The sequence below is a fragment of the Kitasatospora sp. NPDC018058 genome, from assembly GCF_044327205.1.
Taxonomy (GTDB): Bacteria; Actinomycetota; Actinomycetes; order Streptomycetales; family Streptomycetaceae; genus Kitasatospora.
On the sequence record NZ_JBIRFA010000006.1, the window covers coordinates 59,862 to 80,102 of the forward strand.

At 73.6% G+C, this 20,241-nt stretch carries 19 protein-coding genes; 10 read left to right on the forward strand and 9 right to left on the reverse strand.

The window, feature by feature from the left end; all coding sequences use genetic code 11:
- Nucleotides 1-8: 8 nt before the first annotated feature.
- Nucleotides 9-1,406 carry an FAD-binding monooxygenase gene (locus ACH4E7_RS10285; protein WP_396248572.1) on the reverse strand — a complete coding sequence of 466 codons (1,398 nt, stop codon included), beginning with the start codon at nucleotides 1,404-1,406 and terminating at the stop codon, nucleotides 9-11.
- 495 nt (nucleotides 1,407-1,901) lie between these two features.
- Here ACH4E7_RS10285 and ACH4E7_RS10290 point away from each other — a divergent pair, with 495 nt between their 5' ends.
- From ACH4E7_RS10290 to ACH4E7_RS10310, 5 genes are all read left to right on the forward strand, one after another.
- Complete coding sequence (locus ACH4E7_RS10290; RefSeq protein WP_396248573.1) at nucleotides 1,902-2,054, forward strand: hypothetical protein; 153 nt, start codon at nucleotides 1,902-1,904, stop codon at nucleotides 2,052-2,054.
- A gap of 354 nt (nucleotides 2,055-2,408) precedes the next feature.
- A complete protein-coding gene (locus ACH4E7_RS10295; RefSeq protein ID WP_396248574.1) occupies nucleotides 2,409-3,944 on the forward strand; it encodes a hypothetical protein in 1,536 nt (511 codons plus the stop codon).
- A gap of 145 nt (nucleotides 3,945-4,089) precedes the next feature.
- The gene (locus tag ACH4E7_RS10300) at nucleotides 4,090-4,686 is read left to right on the forward strand and encodes a helix-turn-helix domain-containing protein (RefSeq protein ID WP_396248575.1); all 597 of its coding nucleotides are present in this window, start codon (nucleotides 4,090-4,092) and stop codon (nucleotides 4,684-4,686) included.
- Nucleotides 4,687-4,751: 65 nt separating this feature from the next.
- The gene (gene lepB / locus ACH4E7_RS10305; protein ID WP_396248576.1) at nucleotides 4,752-5,705 is read left to right on the forward strand and encodes a signal peptidase I; all 954 of its coding nucleotides are present in this window, start codon (nucleotides 4,752-4,754) and stop codon (nucleotides 5,703-5,705) included.
- A 540-nt stretch (nucleotides 5,706-6,245) separates the two neighbouring features.
- Nucleotides 6,246-6,905, forward strand: coding sequence for a zinc ribbon domain-containing protein (locus tag ACH4E7_RS10310; RefSeq protein ID WP_396248577.1), 660 nt, complete (start codon nucleotides 6,246-6,248; stop codon nucleotides 6,903-6,905).
- A 76-nt stretch (nucleotides 6,906-6,981) separates the two neighbouring features.
- Here ACH4E7_RS10310 and ACH4E7_RS10315 read toward each other — a convergent pair whose 3' ends face one another.
- On the reverse strand, nucleotides 6,982-8,460 hold the full coding sequence (locus ACH4E7_RS10315; RefSeq protein WP_396248578.1) for an LCP family protein: 1,479 nt from the start codon (nucleotides 8,458-8,460) through the stop codon (nucleotides 6,982-6,984).
- Nucleotides 8,461-8,839: 379 nt separating this feature from the next.
- Between ACH4E7_RS10315 and ACH4E7_RS10320 the strand changes: the two genes are divergently transcribed.
- Both ACH4E7_RS10320 and ACH4E7_RS10325 read left to right on the forward strand, forming a co-directional pair.
- Entirely contained in the window at nucleotides 8,840-9,214 is a 375-nt protein-coding gene (locus ACH4E7_RS10320) for a hypothetical protein (protein ID WP_396248579.1), read from the forward strand.
- Between the two features lie 144 nt (nucleotides 9,215-9,358).
- A complete protein-coding gene (locus ACH4E7_RS10325) occupies nucleotides 9,359-10,561 on the forward strand; it encodes a trans-sulfuration enzyme family protein (protein ID WP_396248580.1) in 1,203 nt (400 codons plus the stop codon).
- A gap of 36 nt (nucleotides 10,562-10,597) precedes the next feature.
- On the opposite strand, the gene ACH4E7_RS10330 is transcribed toward ACH4E7_RS10325, so the two are convergent.
- Nucleotides 10,598-11,239 (reverse strand): NUDIX domain-containing protein, encoded by a 642-nt coding sequence (locus ACH4E7_RS10330; protein ID WP_396248810.1) that lies wholly within the window; start codon nucleotides 11,237-11,239, stop codon nucleotides 10,598-10,600.
- Nucleotides 11,236-12,981, reverse strand: coding sequence for a SpoIIE family protein phosphatase (locus ACH4E7_RS10335; RefSeq protein ID WP_396248581.1), 1,746 nt, complete (start codon nucleotides 12,979-12,981; stop codon nucleotides 11,236-11,238). The genes ACH4E7_RS10330 and ACH4E7_RS10335 overlap by 4 nt, the downstream gene beginning before the upstream one ends.
- Nucleotides 12,982-13,167: 186 nt before the next feature.
- Between ACH4E7_RS10335 and ACH4E7_RS10340 the strand changes: the two genes are divergently transcribed.
- Entirely contained in the window at nucleotides 13,168-14,025 is an 858-nt protein-coding gene (locus ACH4E7_RS10340; protein WP_396248582.1) for an SDR family NAD(P)-dependent oxidoreductase, read from the forward strand.
- A 143-nt stretch (nucleotides 14,026-14,168) separates the two neighbouring features.
- On the forward strand, nucleotides 14,169-15,389 hold the full coding sequence (locus ACH4E7_RS10345; RefSeq protein ID WP_396248583.1) for an ROK family protein: 1,221 nt from the start codon (nucleotides 14,169-14,171) through the stop codon (nucleotides 15,387-15,389).
- 16 nt (nucleotides 15,390-15,405) lie between these two features.
- Here the strand turns inward: ACH4E7_RS10345 and ACH4E7_RS10350 are convergent, their stop codons facing one another.
- Nucleotides 15,406-16,581, reverse strand: coding sequence for a S1 family peptidase (locus ACH4E7_RS10350; protein ID WP_396248584.1), 1,176 nt, complete (start codon nucleotides 16,579-16,581; stop codon nucleotides 15,406-15,408).
- Nucleotides 16,582-16,874: 293 nt separating this feature from the next.
- On the opposite strand from ACH4E7_RS10350, the gene ACH4E7_RS10355 reads away from it, so the two are divergent.
- Entirely contained in the window at nucleotides 16,875-17,363 is a 489-nt protein-coding gene (locus ACH4E7_RS10355; RefSeq protein ID WP_396248585.1) for a hypothetical protein, read from the forward strand.
- A 1-nt stretch (nucleotide 17,364) separates the two neighbouring features.
- Here ACH4E7_RS10355 and ACH4E7_RS10360 read toward each other — a convergent pair whose 3' ends face one another.
- From ACH4E7_RS10360 to ACH4E7_RS10375, 4 genes are all read right to left on the reverse strand, one after another.
- Nucleotides 17,365-18,051, reverse strand: a complete 687-nt coding sequence (locus ACH4E7_RS10360) for a transcriptional regulator (protein ID WP_396248586.1) — start codon at nucleotides 18,049-18,051, stop codon at nucleotides 17,365-17,367.
- A gap of 138 nt (nucleotides 18,052-18,189) precedes the next feature.
- Nucleotides 18,190-18,588 carry a hypothetical protein gene (locus ACH4E7_RS10365; protein ID WP_396248587.1) on the reverse strand — a complete coding sequence of 133 codons (399 nt, stop codon included), beginning with the start codon at nucleotides 18,586-18,588 and terminating at the stop codon, nucleotides 18,190-18,192.
- Nucleotides 18,589-18,713: 125 nt separating this feature from the next.
- Entirely contained in the window at nucleotides 18,714-19,274 is a 561-nt protein-coding gene (locus ACH4E7_RS10370; protein WP_396248811.1) for a DUF6817 domain-containing protein, read from the reverse strand.
- 71 nt (nucleotides 19,275-19,345) lie between these two features.
- Nucleotides 19,346-20,221 (reverse strand): ketopantoate reductase family protein, encoded by an 876-nt coding sequence (locus ACH4E7_RS10375; protein ID WP_396248589.1) that lies wholly within the window; start codon nucleotides 20,219-20,221, stop codon nucleotides 19,346-19,348.
- Nucleotides 20,222-20,241 lie beyond the last annotated feature (20 nt).

Sequence of the window (20,241 nt, forward strand, 5' to 3'; positions counted from 1 at the left end):
CGCAAGCGTCAACCCCGCAGGACGGCGGCCAGCACCGACGGGCGGAACAGTATCGTGGGCGGTGACACCAGGGACATCACCTCGTGGAACGCGGCCGTGACCAGCGGATCGCGGGTGGCGCCGGCCAGTACCTTGTCCAGGAAGCGGTGCTGGACCTTGATCAGTGCGCCGGACGGGCCGCCGGTGGTGGCGGCGAAGCGGACGTCCTCGGCGCAGGACATCACCCAGGGGTTCTTGGACACCGCCGCGATCTCCCGCCGGGCGGCACGGGCCGTGGCGTGCCCGACACCGCCGTGCCGGAGCGCGATGCGGCGCAGCGCCTGGGCGCAGAACAAGGAGACGGTGACTCCCTGGCCGTACACCGGGTTGAAGGTGCTCGCGGCGTCGCCGACCGCCACCAGGCCTTCCGGGGAGCTGCGCTCGTAGTGGCGCCGTACCCCCGGGCCGGGCAGGAAGCCTCGTACCTCGCCCGCCGGTTCGGCGTCCCGCAGCGCTTCGCGCAGGCCCGGATCGCGCAGTTGGGCCAGGTGCTTGGTGAAACCCTCCTCGCCGGGCTCGGGTTCGGCGCCGCGCATCCCTGCCAGGCTGACGATCCAGCGGTCGCCCTCGACCGGCAGAAGTACGCCCATCCGCGGCTTGTCGGGTGCCTTGGTCTGCAGGTAGATCGCCTGGTAGCCGAGGTCGACCCCGGGCGGGCGGTGGAACAGTCGGGAGGAGTACGCGACGCCGGCGTCCACCCGCTCCTCGGGTACCGGGCGGCAGCCCAGTTCGGCGAGCCACTTCGGTACCGAGGTCGAGCGGCCGGACGCGTCGACCACCAACTCGGCCGCGATGTCGCGGACTTCACCGCGAGCGGAGCTCCGTCCCGAGTCGCGGCCCGAGTCACGCCCCGAGTCACGCCCCGAGTCACGCCCCGAGTCGCGGGCGCGGACCTTGACCCCGGTCACCGCTCGCGCCGAGCCCAGCAGCCCGACCACGTCGGTGCCCTCCAGGAACTCGATCGAGGGTTCGGTGCGGACCCGGTCCAGCACCACCTTGTCCAGCACCGGCCGGGTGCAGCTGAGGAAGGCCATCCGCGCGGGGTAGTCGGCCATCCACCCGGCCGAGCTGAGCCACTTCAGGTCACCCGAAGTGGCGACCCGGAGCGCGCCCGCGTCCGTCAGCTCCTGCTTGATGCCCGGCATCATCTCCTCCAGCACCCGGTGCCCTGCCTCCAGCACCAGGTGCGCGTGCCGCCCCTGCGGCACGCCGGCCCGGAACGCCGGCTCGTCCGGGTAACGGTCCCGCTCCACCACGACGATCCGCTCGGCGCAGCCCCGTAGCGCCCAGGCCGCCACCACGCCGGCCAGCCCGCCGCCGATCACCACCGCCGTGCCCCGCCCGGGGGTCGTCTCCGAAGAAGTCATGGCACGTAGCGTAGTGGGGGCGGAGGCGGTCCGTAGCCGCTTCACCAGGACGAACGTGCTGCCCCGGTACGTTCGTTGGTGGTGCTGCGAACCGGAGGGTGACACGGGCCGTGGCGGCTGAGGGTGCCGGTGGCGGGGAGCCCGCCGCCGGCGACCGGGACCGTTCGGCGGGCCGAGGCTCTGAGATCCCGGTGGGTCCGTCAACCCCGGTTGGACGTAAGGGCATTCGGGGCGCGTCAGGGATTCGTCAGGGCGCCGGTGCGGTGCTTGCCCCGGCGGGCGGGGGCGGGTTGGATGAGCTGCATGAACCGCCCGGTACGCCATCACGACCGTCCGCCGCATAGGCGGCAGCCGGTCCGTGCTGCCGTGGTCGTCATCGCCGTGCGCTGATTCCGCGCCTTCCCGCCGGAGGGCACGGCCCGCGCCGCACCCCGCCCCATCGCCGTACGGGCGCACCGGCGCACCGGCGCGCCGGCGGCGGATGGTGCGGCGGCCGTGGTGCGGCTCTGCCTGCCGGACGTCGAGCTGACCGACGGGGCGTACTTCGACGGCGGCGCCGTCGCCCAGAGCGTCCCGGCCGCCCAGGAGGAGCGTTCGGTGAAGCAGCTGGTCAAGCTCGCCGACCAGCTGGTCGGCCAGACCGTCTGAAGCGGTCCGGCCCGAGGGCCTGAAGCAACCCCGAACTCCGAGGAACGACAGGAAGGGCACGAAGTCCGAGCGCGCCCGCAAGAAGAAGGCCCGGCGGAAGAAGAAGGCGAACCACGGCCGCAAGGCCGGGCAGAGCTGACCGCTCCACCGACACCTCACGCAGGACCGACCCCGCCGGGCGCCGCAGCGGCGCTAAGAAAGCGTCAAGAACGGCGCCCGGCGGTGTCAAGGAGGCGTCAGGAGGCGTCTCATCCCAGGTGGCGCGGCACTAGCCTCGCCCGGCGGAGAGAAACGGATCTGCGTTCGGGGGAAACCCCTGGCAGACCGTGCAACGGGGGAGAGGGACGTACGGTCATGACCACCTCGACAGCGCGTAGAACGGCCACCTCGGAGGAGGCGGCCGGAGAAGGGGGCGACAGCCCCGTTCCGGCCGTACCCGGTGTCCCGCCCGGCACCCTGGCCAGGCTCGGCCAGGGCCTGCGGACGGTCGGCAGCCGGTCCTACTGGACCACCCCGCGCCTGGTCCGCAGTCTCACCGCGCTGAGCCTGGCCACCCTGATCGGCCTCGGCGCCACCGCCACCACCGTCCTCGGCGGCGCCCGGGACGGCACCGACACCATCGGCCACCGGGCGGCCCCGCAGGCCACCCGAGCCGCCGACCTCTACTTCGCGCTCAGCGACATGGACGCCCAGGCCGCCAACCTCCTGCTGGTCGGCTCCGACCCGGACTACGCGACGCTGCGCAAGCAGACCCTGGACACCTACGAGCAGCGCCGCGACCAGGCCGACAACGACCTCCAGCAGGCCGCCCAGGCCGCCGCCGACGATCCGGCCGGGCAGCGCGCCGTGCAGCTGGTACTCGGCAAGCTCGGCGGTTACGAGGCCCTGGTGGCCCGCGCCCAGCTGCTGGAGGAGCAGGCCAAGGCCCCGGCCGGCCAGCCCTCGCCCGCCGCCCTGGACGCCTACCGACAGGCCACCGACCTGCTGCGCCAGCAGCTGCTGCCCGCCGCGGATCAGGTCACCGCCGCCAACGAGGCCACCGTCGACCGGGTGTACACCGAGCAGCGCGACGCCATGGGCAGCGGCTGGTGGTGGCTGCTCGTGGGCGGCCTGCTCGCCCTCGCCGCCCTGGTCGGGCTCCAGCGCGTCCTGACCCTGCGCTACCACCGGGTGGTCAACCCGGCGCTGGCCGCAGTCACCGTGCTGACCGGCATCGTCCTGGTGGCCGGGCTGTACCTGGTGGGCCGCGCCGACGACCACCTGGTGACCGCCAAGAGCGACGCCTACGACTCGGTGATAGCGCTCAGCCGGGCCCGCGCCGTCGCCTTCGACATGAACGCCGACGAGAGCCGTTACCTCACCGACCCGACGCGCGCGGCCGCGTACGAGCAGGCCTACTTCGACCAGAGCCAGGCGATCGTGCGGCTGGACGGCGCGACCATGGCCGGCTACAACGCCCAGCTCCAGTCCGCCGCGAACGGGTACCGGTCGAACCACGCGGCCGTTCCCTTCGGCGGGTACCTGGGCAGCGAACTGCGCAACATCACCTTCGCCGGCGAGCACGATGCCGCAGAGCGGGTGCTGACCGGCTTCCAGGACTACCAGGTGACCGATCGCAAGATCCGCGATCTGCGCAACGAGGGCAAGCTCAAGGACGCGGTCACGCTCAACACCGGGCTCGCCAAGGGCCAGTCCAACTACGAGTTCGAGCAGCTGAGCACGGCCATGGGGGACACCATCGCGATCAACCGGACGGCGATGGAGACGGCGGTCGCCGAGACCGACAGCGACCTCGACGGCACCACGGCGGCCCTGGCCGGCGGCACGCTGGTGTTGGCGCTCGGCCTCACCGCGCTGGGGGTGCGGCCCCGGCTGCGCGAGTACCGCTGATCCGGAGCGCGGGGCCCGGCGGCGATCTCCCGATCGTCACCGGGCCCCGCCGTCGTCCGTGCGGGCGCGTCGCCCGGGAGCGGCGAGCACGTTCCACGGTGTGCCGGATTGACAACCACCCTTGCCGTCCCGGCGAATGGCAGGCATGGCCGACGAAGAGTTCGAGAACGTCCTCACCACGGTGGGCCCGCGGCTGCGGGCCCTGCGTCGGGAGCGCGGCACCACGCTCGCCAAACTGGCCGCCGCGACCGGCATTTCGCTCAGCACGCTGTCCCGGTTGGAGTCCGGGCAGCGCAAGCCGACCCTGGAGCTGCTGCTGCCGCTGGCCCGGGAGTACCGGGTGCCGCTGGACGAACTGGTCGGCGCCCCGGCCACCGGCGACCCGCGGATCCACCCGCGCCCGGTGACCAGGAACGGCCAGACGATCGTCCCGCTCACCCGGCACCTCGGCGGTCTGCACGCGTACAAGCACATCGTGCCGCCGGGCCGGAACGTCGGGCCCGAGCTGGAGTTGAAGGTGCACGAGGGCTACGAGTGGCTGTACGTGCTCGCCGGGCGGCTGCGGCTGCTGCTCGGCCCGCACGACCTGGTGCTGACGGCCGGTGAGGCCGCCGAGTTCGACACCCGCACCCCGCACGCCTTCGGAAACGCCGGTTCGCAGCCGGTGGAGTTCCTCAGTCTCTTCGGTCCGCAGGGCGAGCGCATCCATGTCAGGGCGCGCCCGGGAACCTCAGTTCGGTAGGTTCGTTCCCTGACAGGGGGTTTCCGCTTCGGGCTCCCGCCAGGCCGTCGGGAGGGGCCGAGGAAATGAGTGTGCAGCAGAGCACGGAGTCCGGCGAGAGCGGTGGCACGAAGGAGCGGGCGGAGCGCCCCGAGCGGGCCGAGGCTGCGGAACGGGCCGGGTCGGCCGGTGCCGGCGAGGCCGTGGAGGCCAGGGCGGGCGAGGCCGGGCCGGACGACGCGGAGCCGGGCGCGAAGCCCGCGCGCAGGAAGCGCCCGTTCTGGCAGGAGCTGCCCATCCTGCTGGTGATCGCCCTGTTGCTCTCGCTCGGTATCAAGACCTTCTTCGTGCAGGCCTTCTCCATCCCCTCCGGTTCGATGGAGAACACCCTGCAGATCGGTGACCGGGTGCTGGTCGACAAGCTCACCCCGTGGTTCGGTGCAGAGCCGGAGCGCGGCGAGGTGGTGGTGTTCCGCGATCCGGGCGGCTGGCTGGAGGGCACGCAGACGCACGACGACGGCTTCATGGGCTCCGTGCAGAAGGTGCTGAGCACCGTCGGCCTGATGCCCTCGGCGGACGAGAAGGACCTGATCAAGCGGGTGATCGCGGTCGGCGGTGACACCGTCGAGTGCAACGCGGGCAGCCCGGTGAAGGTGAACGGCGTCGCGCTGGACGAGCCGTACCTGTTCCCCGGTGCCACGCCCTGCGACAACGACCCGGTCGGCACCGTCACCGTGCCCAAGGGCAAGCTCTGGGTGATGGGCGACCACCGCAACAACTCGCGGGACTCCCGTCCGCACCACAACTTGACCGGGGACGGCTTCGTGCCGGTGGACGACGTCGTCGGCCGGGCCTTCGTGGTGGCGTGGCCGATCTCCGACTGGTCGACGCTGCCCGTCCCGGACACCTTCGACAAGGTGCCCTCCGGGTCCGCGGCCGCCCCGTTGGAGGCGCCCCCGGCGCCGGCGGCGCTCGCGCTCGCGGGTGTCGTCCCGGTCGCGCTGTGGCGGCGCCGGCGGTCGCGCCGAGACGCCCGCTGAGCCGACGGGAGGGCTTCGAGCGGGACCCGCCGAATCGACCGACGGGCTTCGAGCGGGACTGCCGAGTCCGCGGACGGGCTTCGCCGGAACTCCACCCACCGTGCTCTACACGGCTGTAGAGTTCCGGCGATGGGCCGCGGTTCCGGGCTCGGCCGCAGCCGGCCGCAGCCGGGCGGGCCTGGTCGGGAGGCGGAAGCGTGGTGGAGAGTCGGCGGTGCCCCGCACCGACCGTGGAACCGGCCGACACCGACGTCCGGTGGGTGTGCCAGCCGGTCGAGGTCGACCTCGGCGGCGGCACCTGGGCGCTCGGCCGGATCAGCGGCTGGTGGCGGGACCCGGCCGGGCGGCAGTGGTGCCGACTGCGGGTCAGCTGCAGCGGGCAGCCCGCCGGTTGGCGGCTGTTCGAACCCGATCGGATGCTGCTGCTGCCGGTCTCCGGGCTGAGGAGCCGGGGGGAAAGTCCCGGCGGAACCGCTCGAAGACCCCTCATCGTCCCTGGGAGCGACCGCCGAACAGGCCACTTCAGCAACCGGGGACGACGTGAGTTCCGAGATCAACTTCAGCAGTAACTACCGCGACCTGTGCGAGCAGTACGGGACCGGCGCGGGCTTCCAGTTCGAGTTCTACTGCTACCGCTGCTCCGACACCTGGCGCTCGCCGTTCGAGCGGTTCACCACCGGCCAGGTGGCCGGCTGGATAGGCAAGGGCGTCAGCGCCGCGTGGAACCTCATCGGCGGCAACGCCAACACCATCAGCAACGCCGCCGACGGCCTGGCCGGCCAGACCTGGGGCACCGCCCGGGACGCCGCCTTCCAACGCGCGATCGCCAACGCCGAGTCGCACTTCAACCGTTGCGGCCGGTGCACCCGTTACGTCTGCGGCCGCTGCTTCGACCCTGGTCAGGGCCTGTGCTTCGACTGCGCCCCGGACACCGCGGCCGAGGCGCTGGCGGCGCAGCGGCGCGGCCTCAACGACATGGTCTCCGAGCGGGCCTACAAGGCCGGGCAGCAGTCGGGTGCGGAGTTCGACGTCCAGACGCCGCGGCAGCTGGTCTGCCCGCAGTGCCGGACCGAGACGCACGGCACGCCGTTCTGTCCGGGCTGCGGGTTCAGGCTGGCGCAGCCCGTCCAGTGCGGGCAGTGCCACAAGGACGTGCCGGAGGGCGCCGCGTTCTGTCCGTCCTGCGGGACCAGACGCTGACGGCCGTGAAACGGGCGGGGCGCCCGCGGACCGAGGTCCGCGGGCGCCCCGCTGTCGTCCGTTCCGCGGTCGCGGCTCAGCCGTAGGAGATGTTGGCGCAGGGGTCGTCGTCCGCCGAGCGGGCGGTGCCGCTGACGCTGGAGGGTAGCGGGGCCGGGACGCCGGGGTTCGCGCCGGGCGCCGAGGCGGCGGGGCCCGGGTTGGCGGCGGCGAAGTCGTGGCCGACCATGACGCTCAGGCCCTTTCCGCCGGGCTGGACGGTCGCGCCCGGGAAGAGCTTGGCCACCGCCTCGGCGGCGGCGCGCTCGCCGGTGCCGTATTCGACCACGGTGGTGCTGCGGGGCTTGCCGGGCGCGTTGCCGACGGTGCTCACGGTGTAGCCGGCGCCCTTGACGGTCTCGGCCGCCTTGCCGCCGATGCCGGACTCGCCCGTGCTGTTGAGCACGGCGACCTTGGTCTCGGCGTTCTTGGCGTTCGCGGTTGGGGTCGGGGTCGCCGCGGCGGGCGGGGTGCTGGGGGCGGCGGTGTCGGGGGCGTCCGGGTGCTGGGCGCTGGCGTCCTGGCCGTCGATGGTGCGGTCGGCCTTGAGGGCGGCCCAGAGCTCGTCCACGTCGGGGTGGACCAGGGCGACGCGCGGGCCCTCGTACCGCCACGGGGCGGTGATGAACTTGATGTCGTGCAGGTCCACGTCCTTGATCGACATGGCGAAGGACATCAGCTTGGCGGCCGAGCCGAGGTCGGGGTCGACGGTCAGCGACCTGGTCGCCGCGTCGGCCAGCGGCAGCAGGGTGGTCGGGTCCATGCCCTGCGACTTGACCTGCTTGATGAGGGAGGAGAGGAAGGCCTGCTGGCGCTTGGTGCGGCCGATGTCGGAGCCGTCGCCGATGCCGTGGCGGACCCGGACGAAGTCCAGTGCGGCCTGGCCCTCCACCTTCTGCTTGCCCTTGGCGAAGATCAGCTTGCCCTTGTGGCCGAGGTTGGGGTTGAGGTCTCCCTCGTGGATGTCGTTCGGCAGGCAGACGTCGACGCCGCCGACCGCTTTGGTCATGGTGGCGAAGCCGTTGAAGTCCACCACGATGGTGTGGTCGACCCGCAGGTTGGTGAGCTTCTCGACGGCGTTCTGGGTGCAGGCCGGGTTGCCCTGCTCGGTGTTGCCCACCGCGAAGGCGCTGTTGAACATCACATTGGTCTGCTCCTTGGTCCACTTGCCGTTGGGGAGCTTGCACGGCGGGATGTTGACCAGGGAGTCGCGGGGGATCGAGATGCCGACGGCGTGCTTGTGGTCGGCGTAGACGTGCAGCAGGATCGCGGTGTCCGAGCGGGCGCCCTCGTCCCCGCCGCCGCCCAGGTCGCTGTTGCCGTTGCCGCGACTGTCGGAGCCGATCATCAGGACGTTCACCGGGGTGCGGCCCTGGGCGTCCGGGGCGGCGGCCTCCGGGCGGTCCTTGCTGAGGGCGTCGCCGTCGAAGGTGGTGATGTTGCTGTTCAGGCGGTAGTAGAGGGCGCCGCCGCCGATGAGGAGGAGGGAGGTGCAGCCGGCTGTGATCCAGAGCACCTTCTGCTTGGTGCTGCGTTTGCGCTTGGGCTTGGCCCGGCTCGTCGGACGGTCGTCCGGTATGTCCTTTTCTGTGGCGGTTTTCCGACCTGCGGCCCGTCGCCCCCCGGGGCGGTGCGGTGAATTCTCGGCTTCGGGGGAACCCCTGCGACCCGACACGGCGTCATCCTCCACAGTTGCCACGGAACCCCCGTTGAAGCGGTGGATTCGCGTGGCCCGGGGTCGGAGCCGATCCGGGCAGGCCCGTCGCTAAACTTTTACACCGCTGTAGAACTTCAGAGGAGCATACTAAGCGTAGATGAGAAAATCACTGGTCAGACCAGGAGAACTGGTCGGCTGTGACTCATCCCCGCTGCTCCGGACCTGTACGAGGAGCACGATGACTCACCGGATCGCACGTTCGATAGCCGGCGCCCTGGTGGCACTGCTGGCTGCCGTGGGCCTGAGCGTCGCGGCGTCGAGCGCGACGGCGGTGGCCGCACCCCGGACCGTCGCGGCCGCCGCCGCCCCGGGCGCCGCGGCCGTCGCGGGGGGACCGGTTGCCACGAACGCCGCCCAGGGCATCCGTTACGAGGCGGCCGCGCCCGCCTCCGCCGCGCACCTCGCGGCCAAGCCGGAGAAGAAGAAGTCGGGCTTCTTCGCCAAGCTGGGCAAGTTCCTGCTGGTCGTGATCATCCTGATCATTCTGTTCATCATCCTGGTGATCTGGGGCATCATCCACCTCGTGAAGCGGATCTTCCGCCGCAGTCGCTGACCTGCCACAGCCGCCGACCTGTCGCAGTCGCTGACCGGTCGAGTCCGAGTGACGCGGTCCAGGTGCCCCTTCGGCGCCCGGACCGGGCCACTCGGCCGTGATTGGCCCTGTCCGGGTCGGGCGGAAGCGGCCCAGGATGACGGCATGAGCGACTTCCACCCGAACCCCGAGGCGCTGCGCCCCGACAGCCGGATCGTCCACCCGTCGCTGGCCGAGGCCGTCGGCAGCCGCCCGCTGGGCATCCCGCTGCACCAGGGCCACCTCTTCGCCTTCGACACCAGCGACGCGCTCGTACGGGCCTTCGCCGAGCCGGGCGAGGCATTCTTCTACAACCGCTTCGGCAATCCGACCGTCCGCTCGCTGGAGACCGCCGTCGCCGACCTCGAAGGCGGCACCGGCGCGATCGCCACCGCCTCCGGCATGGGCGCGATCAACACCGTGCTGCTCGCCCTGCTGCGCTCCGGCGACCACGTGATCGCCCAACGGAGCCTGTACGGCGGCACCTTCGCGATGCTCGCCGACCTCGCGCAGCGGTGGGGCGTCGAGGTGACCCACGTCGCGGGCGCCGACCCGGGCGAGGTCGAGGCCGCCCTGCGGCCCAACACCCGGCTGCTGCACCTGGAGACGGTCTCCAACCCGACCACCCGGGTCACCGACCTGCCGGGGCTGATCGGCGCCGCCAGGCGGGCGGGGGTGGTCAGCGTCGTGGACAACACCTTCGCGACCCCGCTGCTGTGCCGGCCGATCGAGTACGGCGCGGACGTGGTGATCCACTCGGCCACCAAGTACCTGGGCGGGCACTCGGACGTCCTGGCCGGGATCGCGGTCTTCGCCGACGCCGAACTGCACCGGAAGGTCTGGCAGTTCGCGACCGAGCTGGGAGCCAGTGCGGACCCGTTCGCCGCCTGGCTGACCCTGCGGGGCCTGCAGACCCTCGCCCTGCGGGTCCGCCGCCACTGTGACACCGCCCTCGACCTGGCCACCCGCCTGGCGGCCCACCCGGCGGTCTCCGCCGTCCACTACCCGGGCCTGTCGACCCACCCCGACCACGACCGCGCCCGCCGCCTCCTGCCGGACGGCCAGGGGGGCGTCCTCGCCTTCGACCTCTCCGGCGGCCGCGAGGCGGCCCGCACCTTCACCGAGTCCGTCCGCCTGGCCTCGCTGGCCCCCTCGCTCGGCGGCGTCCACACCCTGGTGCTGCACCCGGCCAGTACCTCCCACCGGCAGCTCTCGGACGCCGACTTGGCGGCGGCGGGCATCGGCCCGGGGACGGTGCGGGTCTCGGTGGGCATCGAACACCCGGAGGACCTGTGGGCGGACGTGGAGGGGGCGCTCGCGAAGCTGTGAGGGCCGCCGCGACGGCGGCGGGCGCGGGCGGCGGCGTCAGCGGACGTCCGCCGCGGCGAACGGGCCGTCCAGGGCGGCCCATTGCAGGAGCAGGATGGTCTTGCCGTCGGTGATGCGGCCGTCGCGGACCATGGCGAGGGCGTCGCCGAAGGGCAGTTCGAGGACCTCGATGTCCTCGCAGTCCTCCTCGATCCCGCCGCCCGCCCCGGTGCGGTCGGCCGGGGTGTAGGGAGCGGCGTGGAAGTGCAGGCGCTCGGTGACGGAGCCGGGGCTCATGTAGGCGTCGAGCACGTGGGTGAGCGGACCGAGGGTGACCCCGAGCTCCTCGGCGCTCTCCCGCCGGATCGCGGCCGGCGGGTCGTCGGCGTCGAGCAGCCCGGCCGCGGCCTCGACGAGCATGCCGTCCGGGTGGTCGTTGACGTCGGCCGGGTACCTGAACTGGCGGGTGAGCGGTATGCGGCCGCGCTCGGCGTCGTACGGCAGGACGACCGCGCCGTTGCCGCGGTCGTAGGTCTCGCGTTGCTGGGTGACCCAGCGGCCGTCGCGGCGCCGGTAGTCGAAGGTGGTGCGGCGCAGTACGTGCCAGCCCTGGGAGGTGAGCTCCATGTCGCGGACCACGACGTCGGGGTTGCGGTGCAGTCCGGAGTGGAGGTCCTGGCGGCCGGCTGAGGTCCTCAGCGGACCTTGGGCCGGGCCGCGAGCAGGGCGATGTCGTCCTCGGCGGCGGGGGCCGGGGGCGGGGCGAGGGAGTGGAGGACGGCGTCGAGGAGGTCGTCGAGTTCGCCGGTGGCGGGGAGTCGGAGGGCGGCGAGGCGTTCCAGCGAGACGTCGATGTCCTCGCCCCGGCGCTCGACCAGGCCGTCGGTGTAGAGGAGCAGGGTCTGCCCGGGGGTGAGCGGGTGGGTGGCCTGCTCGTAGCCGCCGAGGCCGGTGCCGAGCGGTGGGCCGGTGGGGACGCGCAGAAGTTCGGTGGGGCGGTCCGGGGTGACCAGGGCCGGTGGCAGGTGGCCCGCGCTGGAGAGGGTCCAGCGGCCGCGGCCCGGGTCGGCGAGGACCAGCAGGCAGGTCGCCGGGCGGGCGGAGTCGTTCGCGGAGATGACGTTGTCGAGCTGGCGCAGGATGCGGTGCGGGGGCAGGTCCATGCCGGCGATGTCGCGCAGTGCCGAGCGGTAGTGGCTCATGTCGACGGCGGCCTCGACGCCGTGCCCCATCACGTCGCCCATGGCGAGCAGGGTGCGGCCGAAGGGCAGTCGGACCGTCTCGTACCAGTCGCCGCCGACCACCGTGGCGCTGCCGGAGGGCAGGTAGCGGGAGGCGAGGGAGAGGTTCTGGTGCGGGTTGCCGGGTTCGCTGAGCAGGGCCCGCTGCAGTTCCAGGGCGATGCCCTGGGAACGGGTGTAGCGGCGGGCGTTGTCGATGCCGGTGGCGGCGCGCGCGGCGAGGTCGCCGAGGAGGGCGGCCTCGTCGGGAGTGAAGGCGGGGGTGGCGGTGGTCCGGCCGAGGGTGAGCAGCCCGACGACGCGGCCCCGGGCGGCGAGCGGTAGCACGAGGAGCGAGGCGGCACCGGCCGGGCAGGCGTCCTCGGGGGCGGGCTCGGCCAGTACGGACACCCCGCCCGCCAGGCTGCGGGCGGCGGCCGAGCCTTCGCGGTGGCGGACGGACTCGCCGGGGCGGGCCAGTTCGGCGAGGGCGTCGTCCAGTGCGGGCACGGCCCGTACGGCGGCGCGGTGCAGCCGCTGGCCGCCGCCGCGGCCGGGGCGGGAGGGTTCGGCCTCGGGCGGCAGCACGTCGACGACGGCGAGGTCGGCGAGGCCGGGCACGGCGAAGGCGGCGAGTTCGGCGCAGGTGGTGTCGACGTCCAGGGTGCTGCCGATCCGTTCGGCGGCGGCGTCGAGCAGGGCGAGCCGGGCGCGGGCCTGTTCGAGTTGGCGCAGCTGCTCACGGGCCGGGTCGGGGTCGTCCAGCACGACGACGATCACACCGGTGGTCCGCCCGGCGTGCCGCAGCGGTCGGTAACGCACCCGCAGGCCGGGTGGGACGGGGGAGCCGGCGCCCTCGGGGCCGCCGGTGACCTGCTCGCGGTCGTGCCCGTCGTCGAGTAGTCGGTGCAGGGTGGCGGCGGCTCCGGCGAAGGCGGTGGTCTCGGCGGTGCGGCCGAGCAGGTCGGCGCGGCGCAGTCCGGTGACGGCGGTGAAGGCGGGGTTGAGGTACTGCCAGCGCAGCCGTTCGTCGAGCAGGGCGACGGCGACCGGGGCGGCGGCGAGCACCTCGCGGAGCAGGCCCGGGTCGTCGTCGCGGTGGTCGCCACCGGTGATCGGGCCGAGGCCCGCCGCGAGGGACGCCGCGGTCGCCGCCCGGGACCGGGCGTCCGGTGTCGCGGATGGGGAGCCCTCTGCTCGCTTGCCGTGCCGGAAGTGCATAGGCCCATGATCACGCGCCGGGGCGCGGAGCGCCCACAACAGGGTGAAACCTTGACTGGCGGAGACGCCGTCGTTTTCGAGGGCGAGCCGGTTGCGTGCGCGCACACGTACTTGTAGAGTGCGTGCACACGCACATAGCCACACCGGGTCCGGGACACCGCCCGGAAGCCAGGAGGAGAAGCCCGTATGGAAACCACCCGGATCGTCCTGATCACCGGCACCTCCTCCGGGATCGGCCTCGCCACCGCCGTGAGCGCCGCCCGTGCCGGCTGCCGCGTGGTCGCCACCATGCGCGACACCGGGCGGGCCGGGAACCTGCTCCGCGCGGCCGAGCGGGCGGGCGTCGCCGAGCGGATCGAGGTCGAGCGGCTGGACGTCACCGACCCGGCCTCCGTCGCCGACTGCCTGCACATCGTCCTCGACCGGCACGGGCGGCTGGACGCCGTGGTCAACAACGCGGGAGCGGGCTTCGTCGGCACCGTCGAGCAGGACGGGCTGGCGCCGGTGCGCGCCGCCATGGAGGTCAACTACTTCGGCGTGGTCGAGGTGACCCGGGCCGCGCTGCCGCACCTGCGGGCCAGCGGCGGCCGGGTGGTCACCGTGACCAGCGTCGGCGGCGTGGTCGGCCAGCCCTTCAACGAGGCGTACTGCGCGGCCAAGTTCGCCGTCGAGGGCTTCATGGAGTCACTGGCCCCGACCGCCGCCACCGTCGGCGTCGCCGTCACCGTGGTCGAACCGGGCGCGGTGGCCAGCGAGTTCATCGGCAACCAGGACCTCGACGTCCCGGCGCTCATCGCCGCCGCCGGCCCGTACGGCCCGGCCCTGAGCGCGTACGTCGACCGGACGCTGAAGGCCTTCGGCAACGCCCAGACCCCCGAGGAGGCCGCCGCGCCGATCGTCGCGGCGCTCACCGCCGAGCGGCCGCCGTTCCGGGTGCAGACCTCCGAGACGGCCCGCGCCTTCGCGGGCACCAAGCTGGCCGACCTGGACGGCTCCGCGGTGCAGACGATGACGGGCGGCTGGGTGGCCTCCGCAGGCGCCTGACACCGCGTCGGCGGGAGGGCGGGTCCGCGCGGCCGGAGCCGGGTGATCACCGGTCATACTTGGGCGGCGGCGCTCGACACCGGACGCCGCGGGCCGTGCCGGGCCCGCCCGACCGACGCCGTAGCGGCAGACCGGAGGAGCCGATGAGCCCCCACCAGCCGACCAGTCGCCCGGCGGCCGGGGCCCCCGGGGTGCCGTGGAACCGGCAACGGCTGCGCAGCAACAACGAGTGGCTGCTGCTGGAGCTGCTGCGCACCGGCGGCGGCTCCTCACGTGCCCAACTGGCCCGGGACACCGGCCTGTCCAAGCCCACCGTGTCCGCCGCCCTGGCCGAGCTGGAGCGGGCCGGGCTGGTCCGCGAGGCCGGGCGGCTGGCCCCCGAGCGGGGCCGTACCGCCGTGCTGTACGAGGCCGACCCGACGGCCGGTCATGTGCTCGGGGTGGACATCGGCCGGGCCCGGCTGCGGGTCGCGGTCGCGGACCTCGCCGGTGCCGTGGTCGCCCGCCGGGACGTCGCCAACCGCGGCCGGAGCGCCAATGCCGTCGCGGACGCCGTGGTGGCCGCCGCGCGCGAGGCGACCGCCGAGGCGGGCCTGACCGCCGCCGACATCGTGCACGCGGTGATCGGCACCCCGGGCGTGTGGGACGAGGAGCGGCGCGGCGTGCGCTACGCCACCAGCCTGCCCGGCTGGGGCAGGCCCGGGCTGTTCGACCGGATCGGGGAGGGCCTGGGCACGGCCGTCACGGTGGCCAACGACGCCAACCTCGCCGCACTCGGCGAGTACACCCTCGGCGCCGGGCGCGGCAGCCGGATGTTCGCCTACCTGCTGGTCGGCACCGGGCTCGGGGTCGGCGTGGTCAAGGACGGCGAACTGCTGCTCGGCGCGCACGGCGCGCTGGGCGAGATCGGCCTGGTGCCGCTGCCCGCCCGCCCGGGCGAGCCGGCCGCGACCATCGAGCAGGAGGCCGCGGCCGACGCCGTGGTGCGCGCCGCCCGGGAGCTCGGGCTGACCGGGCCGGGCGGGAGGCAGCTGACCGCCGAGCAGGTCTTCGAGCGGGCCCGGGCCGGCGAGGACGCCGCGGTCCGGGCGGTGGAGCGGGAGGCGGAACGGCTCGCCTACGCCGTCGCCGTGCTGTCCGCGATCCTGGACCCGGACCTGGTGGTGCTCGGTGGTGGCATCGGCAGCAGTGCGGACCTGCTCCTGGAACCCCTGGAGCAGGCCCTGCACCGGCTCGCCCCGATGCGTCCGACGCTCGCACCGAGCCTCCTGGGGACGGAGGCGGTGCTCCTCGGCGCGGTCTCCACGGCGCTGGAGGCCGCCCGCTCCGAGGTGTTCGAGCGCCGGACGGCGGGGCTGTGCTGACGACCGGTCGGTGGGATCAGCCGGTGGCCAGGGTCAGGCCGTAGGTGCTGAGGATCGGGTTGACCGGCTGGAAGAAGGTCTCACCGCCCGCGGTGCAGTCGCCGGAGCCGCCGGAGGTCACGCCCTGGGCCTGGTCGCCGGAGATGAACGACCCGCCGGAGTCGCCCGGTTCGGCGCAGACGTTGGTGCGGGTGAGGCCGTAGACGCTGCCCTCCTGGTAGTTGACGGTGGCGTTCTGCTCCTCGACGGTGCCGCAGTGCCAGCCGGTGGTGGAGCCGGAGCGGCAGACCGAGCCGCCGATCGGCTGCTCCGAGGAGCCGGCCACCGTCACCGCGCCGCCCGCGTAGTCGCTGACCTGCGGCTGGGCGGTCCAGCCCGGGTCGGCCGCGACCCATGAGTAGTCGTTGCCGGGGAAGGTCGAGCCCTGGAAGGTGCCGATCGAACTGCCGTCGGAGGACGTGGCGTTGGAGCCGGGCTGGCCGCAGTGGCCGGCGCTGACGAAGCCGGGCTGGCCGCCCTGGGTGACCGGGAAGCCGATCGAGCAGCGGGCCGCGTTGTCGATGTAGTAGGCGTCCCCGCCGCGCAGGTCGGCGAGCGGCTTGGGCGCGGCGGTGGCCCGCTCGACCCGCACCAGCGCACGGTCCACGCCGGAGTGGTTCAGGAAGGCCTCGGTGCGGGCGTCGTCGGCGGACCGCACCACGACGGTGTTGGCCCGGACGTCCACGTACCAGAGCGGGGTGGCCTCGGGCGCGGCGGCGTCGGAGGCGCGGTCGAGCGCGTCCTTGGCCCGGTTCAGAGCCGTGAGCGCGTGCCGGACGACGGTGGCCCGGCCGCCGTGGGCGGTGATGGTCCGGGCGGCGGAGGTGTCCGTGGTGGCGACCACCAGCTCGGTCTGCGGACCGTCCACCCAGGCGCCGGCCCAGCGGTCGCCGAGCGCCCGGGCGAGCGCGCCCTGGACCTCGGCGGCCCGGCTCTCGCGGGCGAGCCGGTCGGCGGCGGCCTGCGGGGCGAGGCCGAGGTCGCGCCGCATGGCGTGCAGCAGGGCGGGCGGGGCGGCGGCCGTCCGGGTGGGGGTGGCGGCCAGGGCCGCGGCTATGGACGGGTCGTCAGCGGGGGCGCTGACGGCGGGGGCCGCGGTGAGTGCGACGGTCGCGAAGGCGGCGGCGACCGCGAGCGCACGGAATCGGAGCATGGGGGATCTCCTTGTTCGGCATGGGGGTTGCCGGAACCGTAGCGATCCGCACTTGGTGGCCGGAACATGTCAGAACGCCCCGCGGCATGGCGCTATACCCCCGTGCCCGTGTGCGGGTGTCACGCGACTCCACGGTCGTGTCGCGGCGGAGGGTGACGGCGACTCAGGGGCGATCACGTCCGGTAGTCGGAAGATCTCGATCTGCCAACGAGTGGGGAAACCGTGCGTGCGGCGTGTGCGGGGTCTGCTTGAATCGCACGCCTCATCCAAACGGAACGGAGCGTTCTCCTCCCATGCCTTCACGGATACCCGGCCGTTGCCGGGCGGCCGGTCTGGCCGGATTCGCCGGACTCGTCCTCACCGTCGGTCTGACGCTGACCGGTTGCGGCCCGTCGTCGGCCGAGGGCGGGGCCAAGGCCCCGTCCTCGCCGAGCGTCGCCGCCAGCCCGAGCGTCGCGCCCACCCCCAGTGCGGCCACGCCGACCGACCCGGCGCCGCCCTCGACCGTCGCGCCGCCCGCGGCCCCGCCCACCCATCCCCAGTCGGCTCCGCCCAAGGCGCCGCAGCCGAAGGTCACCACCGCGCAGCCGCCGACCGACCCGGAGTCGCAGCACACTGCGGCGGCGGGCGGCGGACAGTGCGAGATCCGCTCCAGCGCGGGCAACTGCTATGCGGCCGGGCAGTTCTGCCGGAACGACGACCTGGGCAAGAGCACCCACGACGCCGGCGGGCGGGTGATCTACTGCCGGATGGTCAGCGGAAAGCCGCACTGGCAGGCGTGAGTCAGCCGCCCAGGGTGTCCCAGAACAGGTGCTCGTAGGCCTGGAGCAGCAGACCGTACTCCCGGGCGGTGGCCAGGGTCCGTTCGTCCAGCGGGTCGGGCCCGAGGGCGTCGGCGGCCTGCTGCTCCAGCTCGGTCGCGGGCTGGGCGAAGAAGTCGAAGAACGCGCAGGCCCCGTCGGAGAGGCCGTAGCGGTGGCGCAGGGCGTGGGCGACGGTGGCGCAGTAGCCGCCCCACGCCGCGAAGTTGGCCACCAGGGCGGCGGCCGCGGCGGCGGGCCGGCTGTTCAGGGCGAGCCAGGCGAGGTAGGCGGGGTAGGCCTGGCAGCCGGGCAGCGGCGGACGGCCCGCCACCGCTCGTTCGTCGAGGCCGCAGGCGGCGGCCAGGGCCGGCAGGGTGCGCAGTGCGGCGCTCTCGCCCTCGGCCAGGGTGGCGAACCAGGCGCCGAGCGGCCGGTCGGCGCAGCGGGTGGCGAGCAGCAGCAGACTGCGCCGGTCCGAGGCGATGATCCGGTGCTGCTGGGCGGCGAGTTCGCCCACCGTGGTGAGCGGGGCGGTGCCCTCGGTGAGCGCCGCGACCAGCGCGGGGGTGGTGTCGCCGGGGGCCAGATCGGCGCGCAGCCGCTGGATCTGGTCGAGGATCGGGTTGTTCACCGGCGCCTCCGGGGTGCGGTTCGGTCCGGTGCCCATTCCTACCGTCTGGCGGCTTCCGGGCGGCGGCGACAGGCCGGGAGCGTCGATGCCCGGCGCTCCCGGCCTGGGGCGTGTCGTGTGGATCTTCGCCGTCTCCAGCAAGATCCACACGACACGCCCTGATCGCCGTGGTGGTCAGGCCCCGGCGCAGGCCTTGGTCAGGTCGGCGGCGGCGTCGCCGATCGGCCCGAAGTCGGGCTGCCTGCCCTTGGAGACGGCGTCCGCGGCGTCGCTGGCGGCCTTGGACAGCTTGTCGGCGGCGGCGTCGACCTTGCCGCCGCCGTCGCGGCGGATCGTCTTGGCGTCGTCGGCGATCTTCTTCAGGGCCTCAAGGGTGTGCTTGCGCCGGCTGTCGTCGGTGATCTGGCCGACGTTGAGCGCCGAGTCGGCGAGGTCCTGGACATCGCCGGTGAGGCTGATCGCCCGCTTTCCGCAGTCGAGTGCCTGATCGGCGTTCTTGCACGCGGTGAACAAGGGGGCCGCCACGAGGAGCGCGATTGCGGCGACGGCCAGGCGGTACGGCTTCTTTGTCATGTCTTTATCCCTCCCGTCCTCAAGAACGCCCGGCCGTGGTGCGGTGGTTCCGGTGCGGTGAGTGGACGGTCGGCAAAACCCGGCCCGGTGGGGGATGGTGACGTATCGTCAAAGCCCTGCCCGCCCTACGGGCCGATCCGGTCCAGGCAGGTCCGCCAGGCGGCGGCGGGCAGCAAGCCCCGGATGCGGGAGAAGAGTTCGTACAGGCTCGGCCCGTAGCGCTCGGCCAGCTCGGAGTTGTGGGCGAGTACGTCGAGCTCGTTGGCGACCGTGATGGCCAGGAAGGCGCGCAGGTCTTCCTCCGGCGGGGTGTGGTCGTCCCCGGTGAACCGGTCGTGGAACAGCGGTCGTTCGTCCCGGCCCAGGCGGGGGTAGACGGCGGCGCGGCCGCAGCTGGCGTACAGGTAGACCAGCGCCTCGGCGCGGTGGCCGACGAGTTCGACCAGGGTGTCCCGCTCGTCCAGCCCGAGCAGGGCGCCGTCGAACCCGTCGGTCCCGTACGCGGCGTGGCAGAGCCCGGCGGCCTGGACGGCGGAGTCGGTGCCCCACTGCGCCAACAGTGCCGCCACCCGGGCCAGGTGTTCCAGCAGGGTGCCGCCCGGATGGGGGATCCGGTCGGCCTCGTGGGCGCGCAGGAAGTCCTCGATGTGGCTCCACGCGGGAGCGCTGCGGTGGTCGGCTGACATCACCTCAGGAGTTCTACTCGTGGAGTCAGCCGCCCCGCAACCGGAATCGGCGGGTCTGCCGGAAGGGTTCGTCAGGCCAGCTCGCGCACCAGCCGGGCGATGGTCGGGGTGTCGACGCCCTGTGCCTCGGCGGCCCGCAGCACGGCGCCGCCGATCGCGTCGAGCTCGGTCGGACGGCCGGCCTCGACGTCGCGCTGCATCGAGGACTTCATCGTCCCGGGGATGCGGTCGAAGGAGGCCAGCAGGGTCTGCGGGTCGGCCGGGGCGCCCACCGCCTTGGTGACGGCGGTGATCTCGTCCAGCACGGCCAGGAGTTCGGCCCGGTGCTCGCTGCGGACGGCACCGATCCCGTCGGCGTGCCGGGTGGTCAGCAGGGCGAACGGGGCGAGGAAGGACAGCTTGCTCCAGAGCATCGCCGTCTCGTCCTCGCGCAGGGTGACGTCCAGACCGGCGTGCCGCAGCTGCTCGGCGAACTCCTCGACCGGGGCCGCCAGTTCGATGGTGGCGAACGGGCTGGTGTGCTCGATCCGGCCGGGCGCGGTACGGGTGGCCTCGACCCGGATCGTCCCGGCCGTGACCCGGGCGGCGGGGTAGCGCTCGCGCAGCAGCGCCATGTGGTCGAGGCCGTTGAGCAGCGGGACGACGATCGCCCCGTCGAGGACGTGCGGCGGGATCCGGTCGAGCGCGGCGGTCAGCGCCGTCGCCTTGACGGTCACGAAGACGGCGTCGACCGGTTCGCGCAGCTCGGTGGCGGCCGTGACCCGGGCGGTGAACTCGCCGAACTGGGCGCTGTCGACGTGCAGGCCGTCCCGGTTGAGGACGGCGGCGGTCTCCTCGCCGGCCACGCAGACGACCCGGTGGCCGTCACGCGCCAGCAGGCCGCCGATCAGGCCGCCGACGCCGCCGGGGCCGAGTACGGCGACGGTGAGGGGGGTGGTGGTGGACATGGTGACTCCTTCGGCTGTCT